We start from the raw sequence: 9,988 nt of genomic DNA, 5'->3' as shown, positions 1-9,988 counted from the left end.
CGACACCCGCGACGACGACGTCACCGAAAACCGATCACGCTCCTCGACAGCCAAATTCGCCACACCCTCATGCGTGACCACCACACCCTTCGGCCGCCCCGTCGACCCCGACGTATACATCAGGTAAGCCGGATGATGCGGCCGCAGCGGAACAACCCGATCCCCATCCGAAACCGGCCCATCAGACAACCCCTCCCCGAACCCGGGCCGATCAACCTCCAACCACTCCACCGCATCCGGCAACCCCCGCCCCGACACCGTCAACCCCACCACCGCACCCGAATCGGCCACCAACTCCACCACCCGCGCCGCAGGCAAACCCGGATCCACCGGCACGAAAGCCGCCCCCGACTTCGCCACCGCCCACACCCCCACCACCAACTCCACCGACCGCGGCAACCCCAACGCCACCACCGACCCCGGCCCCACCCGGCGAGAAACCAACACCCGCGCCCACCGAGACGACCACCGATCCAACTCCCCATACGAGACCCGCACACCCGACAACGACACCGCCACCGCCCCCGGATCCACCCGAGCACCCGCCACCAACACCTCCGGCAACGTCCCCCCCACAACACCCGAACCCCCACACACCAACCCCACCCCCGACGCCACACCCAAGCCACCCAAAGACACACTTGGGGAATCGATCCCGGCGGTGAGAACATCGGCGAAACGCTGCAAATCACCGGCGCCGTCCAGGTCGACGGTCCAGTAACCCTCGCCGACTTCGACGGAGAAGACCTCTCCGTCACCGGCGGACTCCCATCGATTCGTCACCGAGACGACACACTCGCCGATCCGGTCGACCCGGAGCGACTCCCGTATCCCACCCACTACCGGCCACGAGATGGGATCGGGTGCAGGCATATCCATCGCTGCAAGGAACCGGTGCCTGCGGGATCGTCGAAGTTGTACGCCCACCTCTCGCGTCAGCGCGTCGAAGGTGTGGTGTGGGGAGAGCACCAGCCTGACCGGTGTGATGCTGCCCTGCCTGCGGTGTCCGAGCACCACGTCGTCGAGACCCGTGCGACTGTGCCAGTACAGCGCGAGTGCGGCGAGCAATACTGCGGGAGCACCGCCACCGCTACGGCGAGCCAGCCGTGTCAACGCGCCGGGTGCGGGAACCCTCACTCGGCGCGTGCTCACCTGTTCAGTGGCCGGGCCAGGTGGGGGAACCGACAAGGGTGCCCCCTCGAGCAACTGCGCCCAGTAGCATCGATCGTCCGTCCACGCCTTACTCTCGCGGTAGCGTGCGTCGGCTGCCAACTGGGCTCTGGGCGAGACGAACGGACCCGGTTCCTCCACACGCGGGTCTCGATTCGCTTGCACAGCCTCGTAGATCTCGGCGGTACGCTCGACCGCCGCGGCCATGCCTTGTTCGTCGCTGACAATTCGGTGATAGCGCTGGAACCAGCCGTATCGTGCGTCGGGCAGTCGGAACAAGACGTTCGAGTGCAACGGTCCGGCGGCAAGGCTCATCGGCAGGTTCCTGAAATGGTCGATCAATGTCGCCACCCGGCCACCAGGATCGTCCGATGCGGTCACATCGATGATCTCGGGCAGGACCACGGGACCGGTGCCGACGAACCTGCTCGGTTCAGGACCGTCGAGCACGAAAGCGTCTTGCAGACCACCGTGTTCGGTGAGAGCTTGGCTCAGTGCGGCGCAGAACGCATCTTCGTCGAGTGGACCGTCGAGTTCGAGATACTGTCCGAACGTGGCATCGCTCTGGCTTGTACGAAGCACTGTGCGCTGGTCGTAGTTCAGTGGCAGCACCTCACCCGCTGTCACCTCACCCGTAGTCATGGAACCCTCGCCCGGTCTTGCGCCCGAAGTGGCCGGCCTCGACCAGAGCGGCGAGCGACTCGGGCGGGCGGTAGCGGTCGTCGCCGGTCAACTCGCACAGCGTGGTCATGGTGTCGTGGACGTTGTCGAGGCCGATCAGATCGGCGGTGCGCAACGGTCCCATCGGGTGCCCGAGGCAACCCTCGAACAGGGCATCTATCGTCTCGGCGTCAGCCAAGCCGGCGTCGAGGGTGGCTGCCGCCTCACCGATGGACAACATGAGAACGCGATTGAGCACGAAGCCGGGTCCGTCACCGACAACGATGCCGGTCTTGTTCAGCGACTCGACGAATGCCAGGGCGCGATCGAGCGACTCCGGCGACGTACGAGGACCTCGCACAACCTCGACCGTGTCCTTCAACGGTGCCGGGTTCATGAAGTGCAGGCCGACGACATTCTCCGGTCTGGTGGTTTTCGCCGCGAGCCTGTCGACGGGGATGCCGGAGGTGCAGGTGGCAAGGAGCGCGTCGGGCGAGCAGACGCGGTCCAGTTCCGCGAACACCTCCTCCTTGAGGCCGATTCGTTCGGGAACGCATTCGATGACGACGGCTGCCTCTGCCAGATCGGACATCTGCCCTGTCCAACTCACCCGGGCCACCGCCTCGGCGGGTTCTGGGCCACCTCGTCCGAGCAGTATGGCCAGCCGTAGCGAGTCCCTCGTCCGCGAGCGAGCCCGTTCGACCATGTGCGGGTCCGGTTCGACGACGACGACGTCGTGACCAGCCTGGGCCAGACACTCGGCCACTCCGGTACCCATCGTTCCCGCCCCGACCACACCGACGCTCATCGTGCTGCCTCAGGGGAGTGATCGCTCTCGTCTCCATCGGCGAATTCCATCGCCACCTCCTGGACAGGTAGATCGGGGTGTTCCGCTAGCCCCGTCAGCAACCGGCGGAGGTCGGCAAGCATCGCCACGACAGTGCTCCGGTCGAAAAGCTCAGTGGCGTAATCGAGTTCGAGAGTCAGTGCCGTTCCCGGTACCGGTCTCGTGGTCCATGAGAGCCCTAGTTCGACGGTGGTAGGCACCCGTTGGTCGCCATTGTCACTGTCGCTACTGCGTTCTCCGTCGCAGCGAACCGGAAAGTGCTCTCCTGCCGATTCGTTCGCGCCTACGTCCGCAGACAACTGCCGACTCACGGCCGACACCAACTCCGGGAAGGTGGGATCGTCGGAGATGTCGACACTCACCAGCCGAGACCGGGCACCCGGGGAAGGAACGGTATCCACGGCGACGCCGTCCTCACCGGTATACCAGGCGAGCAACGTGAGCCAAGCGGCGAGCAATTCGGGCATCCCGGGGGCGTCGTCCAGGGGCTCTCTCACGCATCCCCGCACGTAGCTGCGGGGTTCGGTGCCATTGACAGCTTGCCTTGGGCGGTCAGCCGGGACGAAGGGCGGTGGTGCTGTCATCGGACGGGGTACCGACGCGTCGGCCGGAGCCGTCAGGAACAGGGAAATCGGCTGTGTGGGGGCCATGCCCGCCACCTTCTCGAGGATGCCGAGGAACTCCGCAACCATCTCCGCAGCGGTCTGCTCGGTGAACAGTTCGGTGCTGAACTCGAGTCCGGCAGCCATGTCCTCCTCGCCGTCCCGGTCCGTCGTGACGAGGGTGAGATCGAACTTTGCGGTACCGAACGGCACGCCGCCGAACGCAATGGATCCGGGGTTGTCCTGGTCGAACAACGTCTCGGTGAGCCCTTGCTGTGACTGCAGGGCAGGTAGCTCCTGGTGCACGTAGCAGACGTCGAACAAGGGCGTTCGGCTCAGATCGCGATCGCCGGTCAGCGCGGTGACGACACGGTCGAACGGGATCTCTTGGTGCTCGAGGGCGCCGAGCACTACATCCCGTACCCGGGTGAACAGTTCCGTGAGGCTCGGATCGCCCGACAGGTCGGCGCGCAGTGCCACTGTGCTGTTGAAGTATCCGATCAGGCCGCCGAGTTCGGGCCGATTTCGTCCGGTCGTCGGCGTCCCGACAACGAGATCGCGCTGGCGGCTGCGACTCGCCATGAGGAGGTAGAAGGCAGAGAGCAGGACCACGAACAGCGACACCGACTCGCGCCTTGCAATGGCTCGCACACTTTCTGTCAGTTCCGCACTGATCGTGAAGGTGTGGAACGCGCCGGTGAAGTTCTTGCGCTCCGGACGTGGGAAGTCGGTTGGCAAATGCAACAGCGGAACGTCTTCCAGAACCTTTCTCCAGTAGTCGAGCTCCGTATCGAGTGCGGTGCTCGCGATCAGTTCCCGCTGCCAGAGCGCATAGTCCCAGTACTGGACGGGCAGCGGGGCGAGGTCGGCCTGCACGCCTGCCCGGCGCGCCGCGTACAGAACCGGAAGTTCGTGCTCGAAGATCCGCGGCGAACCACCGTCGTTGACCGAATGGTGCGAGGTGACCTGCAGGACGTGCTCGTCCGGGCCGATCCGCACCAACAATGCCCGAACCAGTGGATCGGTGGCCAAGTCGAACGGCGCCACAGCCGCTTCCTGTACGAGTGCGCGCGTCGCGGCAACGGGGTCCGGTTCGCCTGACACGTCGGCGGTGCGGAAGAACTCGCCGAGCGATTCCCTGATCCGCAGTTCCGGTTCGCCGTCGACTTCTATGTAGTTGGACAGCAACACCTGGTGCCGTGCCGCGAAATCCTCCAACATGCCCCGGACGGCCGCAACGTCGATCGGCCCGTGCAAGTCGGTCATCGTCGGCAAGTTGTAGATCGTCGTCGCGGGGTCGAGTTGATGGTGGAACCACATGCGGACTTGGCCGTAGGACATTATGTGCCGATCCCGGGCCGTGACGGGAGGCAAACCGGCCGGCCGCGACGCATCGTCGCCGAGGAGTTCCGCGAAGTCCGCGACCCTCGGCCGCTCGTAGAGGTCGATGAGTTTGGGCCGGAAGCCGTACTGTTGCGTCACTTTGTCGACGAGCTGCATGGCGATCAGAGAGTTTCCACCGAGATCGAAGTAGTCGTCGTCGGCACTGATGTCGGTTTCGCTGTGTAGCAACTCGCGCAGGGTATCGCGCAACCATTCGAGGCTGTCCCCGGATGGCTCGGGTACAGGTGCCGAGTCCCGTTCCGATGAAAGATCTTTCGGAATGGGGTTCCATTCCGGGACATCGGGGAGATCGAACCAGCACCTGGAGCCACGCAGCGGGTGACCGGGCAGCCGCACCCGGCGGGCGGAGTCGTCGCCGGGGGCGAGCGCTGCCCAGTCCATATCGACTCCGTGCTCGTACAGCCGAGCGAGCAGATCTGTCACTGCATCGGAAGTATCTGCAACCTCGAGGATTTCTGCATTCGGCTCGCCGCCGAGAGCGCCGGCCAGGAGTTTGCCCAGACGCCCGGTCGGGCTCGGGTCCACGAAGACGACGGGTCCGTCCGCGAGCATGTCCCGCGCGACGGCGACGACCCGTGTCGCCTCGATCGATGGATTCGCGGCCGCTGCCGCGATCTCGGTCGCGGTTACCTCCGCGAGCTTGCCCAGCACGTACCGGACCGCATAGCGCGACACCCCGCCGCTGAGGATAGCGTCAACACCGACACCGGCGGATCGCAGTTCCCGGTGAATGGCGATCTGACCGGCGAGGAGGTCCGCCACTTCGCCGGACGCCGGAAGTTCAGGCGGCAAAGCGTGGCCGCGAAGTCCCCGCGGCACCGGGTCGGGTGAGAGCAACAACGCTACCGACGGGGTCCTCCGGCTTCCGGTTGCCGATGTGTCCTTTTGCCGTTCGAGTTCAGCGGCACGCGCGCCGAGCCGCTTCGAGAGTTCCGCGCTGCTGCGTGCCTGCACCGCAACACGGTGTTCGTAGTGCGGACGACCGCGATTGAGCGTGAAGGCGACATCGTCGATGTCCAGATCGCCCACGACCGTCACCAGGTCGGTGCACAGCGTAGCCAGCGCACTCACGCTCTTCGCCGACACCGCGACCAGCCGGGCCGTCACATCGCGTTCTCGGGATTGACGAACCGAGACGCGCGGCGGCTGCTCCACCACGCAGTGAGCATTGATGCCACCGAGGCTGAACGAACTCACTCCGGCCCGCCGCGGCCCGCCCTCGTCGCTCCAGGACCGCATCTCGGTCACCACCTCGATCCCGTTGGCGGCGAAATCGATTCCACCGGTCGGTCGCTCGAAATGCAGTGACGGGTACAGCTCGCCGTGCTCGACCCCGATAATTGCTTTGACCAGACCGGTGACCCCGGCGGCGTGGTCGAGATGGCCGACGTTGGTCTTCACCGAACCGATCGGCAAGACGCCAGGCCTGCCGTCGAACGCTGCCGTGACGGCCTCGAGCTCGACGGCGTCTCCCAGCGGAGTGCCCGAACCGTGGGCTTCGAGGTACCCGGCATCGCTCGGCTCCAGCCCCGCATTTCGCCAGGCTTTGGCGATGACTGTCACCTGAGCCCGTGCGCTCGGAGAACTGATGGTGGCCGACGAGTGCCCGCTCGATACCGTCGCGGTGCCGCGGATCACGGCGTGGACGGGGACTCGATCGGCGCGTGCACGAGCCATCGTGGTGAGAAGAAGCGCCGCACCTCCCTCGCCTACCGCAGTGCCGTCCGCGTTTGCGTCGAACGCCCTGCAACGCCCACCCGGCGACATCAGCTCGGAAGAGCCGACGCTCATGTCCATGGGAATTCCGTTCACACGCAAGCTGACACCGCCGACGAGTGCAAAGTCTGCATCGCCGGAACGCAATTCCCGACAGGCCTGATGCACGGCGATGAGCGAGCCGTTACAGCCTGAGTCGACGGCGTAGCAAGACCCGGTGAGGCCCAGGTGATAGGCGATCCGTGCCGGTGTGGCAAACGGAACGTTGCCCAGTGTGCTCAGCGCACCCGGTTCCGCCCACATCGCCGGATAGGTCGAGGTGGCTGCGCTGAATATCACTGCCGTCGCGCTGTCGCGGAAGTCGGTGGTCGAGTACCCGGCGTCCTCGACGGCTTGGTGTGCCAGGACCAACGCCAGCCGCTGTTGCGGATCGATCAGCGAAGCTTCCCGTTTCGACAAGGAGAAGAACGAGTAGTCGAATGTGGTGATGTCCTCGACGAACGCCATCGGCCGATAGTCCAACGGCCTGCCGAGCCCAGTCGCCTCCGCCCGCGTTCGCGAGACCCCACGCACCGAATCCCGACCGGCGGCGAGGTTGGCGCGGAACTCCGACAAGTTCGCCGCCTCGGGGTAACGCGCGGCGACACCGACCACGGCGATGTCGTCGTCGCCCGGAATACGGTGTGGCCTCGTCAAGATCGCCTCCAGGGGTCAGAATTCGAAGGTTGCCGGCATGTCGTTTTCGGTCATCGGGCTTGAATCGGAGAGAGCATCTGCCTGCGCCGCGACAGTGACGAACTCGAACAGCTGACCCACCCGCAAGATTCCAGGCCATCTCTCGTCAAGGCGTCGTTGCAACTCCACGACACGAAGCGAATTGCCACCGACGTCGAAGAACCCGTCGTCGCGTCCGAAGTCGTCGTGCCCGAGTACAGCCACCCAATGCTCACCGACCTCTTGCTGAAGGGGCGTCCAGTGATTCCGCGAGACGTCCGACGGTTCGGCATCTGAGATCAGGGCGCGCAGCGCGTCCTCGTCCACGTTGCCCTCGGTAGTTCGTGGGATTGCGCCGAGTGCGAGAAACTGCTTGGGCACCAGCCCGGAATCGAGTCGGTGTGCGCTGAACGCTCGCAGGTCCTCTGCTGCCGGAAGCACGGTCGTTGTAGTCACCGGCACCCAGAAGGCAACCACACCGGTCACGCCCTCGATGACCACCGCTTCACGAACGGCTGGATGGCTCGCCACAACGTCGGTGACCGATCGCTCCGGCGAATCCTCGGCGGCGCTGACGTCGACCAGGAGCCCTGAGCGGGTCCACCGCGCGAGTCGCTCCGTCCGAGCCATCCGGGACCCAGGGGGGCCGAACGGATTCGCCACGAATGCCTCTGCCGCGTCCGACGACGAGATCTCCTGCCGGACATCTTCCTCGTCAGGATCGACGAGGTAGACCGCGCCCGTGACACCTGCGGGTACGGGATGCAGCCGGGGATCGAGGACGATCACCCCTGAGTGAGTGCGCCATTGTCGAAGTTGTGTCCGCTCGGCCGGGGCCAGGATGTCGACGTCGGCGACCGCAACAGACGGATCGATGACAATTGCGGCGAGAATCCTGACGAACCGGTCGGCGAGGGCCGTGACCGTCTCCTCGTCGAACAGATCAGTGGAATAGGTAAAGCACGCAGTCATTCCATCCGATATCCCAGACCCGTCGTAGTGCTGCGTGAGCGCCAGCTGCAAGTCGAAGAGCGAGGAGACCACTTCAGGTTCGAGCACCTCGACCTGCAACTGCGGCAGCTCGAGTTCTGGACTCTCGGTGTTCCGGAATTCGAGTAATACCTGAAACAGCGGTGAATACGCCTGGGACCGCTCTGGGTTCAGGGCCTCCACCACCCGATCGAAGGGCACACCCGAGTGAGTGAAGGCGGTGAGGTCGCTTTCGCGGACATGCGCGAGCAGATCGTCGATGGTCCCCGATACCCGGGTCCGCAACACGAGGGTGTTCACGAACATCCCCACCACGTCATCGAGCACCGCGTCACCACGGCCCGCCACCGGCGAGCCGATCACCACGTCGTCGGATCCACCCGAACGGAACAGCAGTAACGCAAGTGCTGCATGCGCGACCATGAACACCGTGCACCGTCGCGCCCGCGCGAGCGCCACCACGTCCCTGTGCAGGTCCGCGCCGATCGAGAAGGTCACCCTTCCCGCGCCAGCCGATCGGCGCTGCGGGCGATCCCTGTCCGTTGGCAACACCGCCACAGCAGGCGCGTCTGCGAGCACGGACCGCCAGTAGTCGAGTTGCCGCGAGAGCAGCGAGTCCGGGTCGTCTTCCGAGCCGAGAAGTTGGCGCTGCCAAAGGGCGTAGTCGGCATATTGAACGGGCAGCGGTTCCCAGCCCGGCGGATGCCCCTTGGAACGCGCTGCATACGCAGCCATCATGTCCCGGGCGAGCGGGGCCATCGAGAACCCATCGGCGGCTATGTGGTGCAACACCACAACCAGGACATGCTCTTGCTCTTCGAGTTCGAACAAGTGGGCCCGAAGCGGGACTGCGGCCGCGACGTCGAACCCCTCGGACACCAGATTCGAAATCTGCTCGTGCAGAGCGTTTTCGACTGTCGTCATCGCGATTTTCTCGACCTGGTCGGCGCCGACAATTTCCTGGGTGGGCCCCGCGGTGCCGTAGGGATACCAGGTACGGAGCGACTCGTGCCGCCGTAACACATCCTCGAATGCGGAAGCCATTGCAGCAAAGTCGAGTTCACCCGACAACCGGACGATTGTCGCGACGTTGTAAGCGGGCGAGGACGGGTCGATCTGATTGATGAGCCACATCCGGTTCTGGGCCCACGAGAGCGGCACCCGATCCGGACGCGGCGCCACGACCGCCGGACGAGTCTCGCAGCCGGCGATCGACCGCGACGCGCGGGCGGCCAACTGACGTACCATTGGCGTCTCGAACACTTCCCGAACGTCGAGCGCCGTCCCGAGTGCCGCGTTGATTCGCGAAACCACCTGCGTCGCGGTCAGGGAGTTTCCCCCGGATGCAAAGAAGTCGTCCTCGGTGCCCACCGCATCGATCGCGAGGACCTCGGCGAATACGTCCGCGACCACCGTTTCGTAGAGCGTGGTGGGCGCACGGAAAGTCCGGGGCGCGAACTCGGGCTCCGGCAGCTCTCGCCGGTCGACCTTTCCGTTGGCTCCCAGTGGTAGCCGATCCAGAACCGTTACCGAGGCAGGCACCATGAAGGGCGCGAGGAGGGATTCGGCGAACCGCGTCACTTCGGACGTGTCGATAGTCGCGTCCTCCTCCGCGGTCACGTACGCCGCGAGGACCGACTCGGCAACCGCCGAGTTGTGCACCACCACCACCGCCTGCCCCACACCCGGACACCGGGCCAAAACCGCCTCCACCTCCCCCAACTCCACCCGGCGCCCCCGCACCTTCACCTGAAAATCACCACGCCCCCGAAACTCCAACACCCCCTCAACCGACCACCGCACCAAATCCCCCGTCCGATACAACCGCGAACCCGACACCGAAAACGGATTCGCCACAAAACTCGCCGCCGTCAACCCCACCCGA

Annotated in this window: 4 protein-coding genes; all 4 read right to left on the bottom strand. The window is 65.3% G+C overall.

Annotated features, from left to right (window positions below):
* The coding region (locus AB0I57_RS19960) for an AMP-binding protein (RefSeq protein WP_358339298.1) at positions 1-1,812 on the bottom strand (1,812 nt) is incomplete at its 3' end.
* A complete protein-coding gene (locus tag AB0I57_RS19955; RefSeq protein ID WP_358339295.1) occupies positions 1,799-2,638 on the bottom strand; it encodes a 3-hydroxyacyl-CoA dehydrogenase family protein in 840 nt (279 codons plus the stop codon). The genes AB0I57_RS19955 and AB0I57_RS19960, both read right to left, overlap by 14 nt.
* Positions 2,635-7,095: a condensation domain-containing protein gene (locus tag AB0I57_RS19950; RefSeq protein ID WP_358339292.1), complete on the bottom strand. Its 4,461-nt coding sequence runs from the start codon at positions 7,093-7,095 to the stop codon at positions 2,635-2,637. Before AB0I57_RS19950 ends, AB0I57_RS19955 begins: the two co-directional genes overlap by 4 nt.
* 15 nt (positions 7,096-7,110) lie before the next feature.
* On the bottom strand, positions 7,111-9,906 hold the full coding sequence (locus AB0I57_RS19945) for a condensation domain-containing protein (protein WP_358339289.1): 2,796 nt from the start codon (positions 9,904-9,906) through the stop codon (positions 7,111-7,113).
* Between the last annotated feature and the right edge of the window lie 82 nt (positions 9,907-9,988).

This window comes from Rhodococcus sp. NPDC049939 (assembly GCF_040656415.1).
GTDB lineage: Bacteria > Actinomycetota > Actinomycetes > Mycobacteriales > Mycobacteriaceae > Rhodococcus_F.
This window is presented reverse-complemented; position numbering and strand designations above follow the sequence as displayed.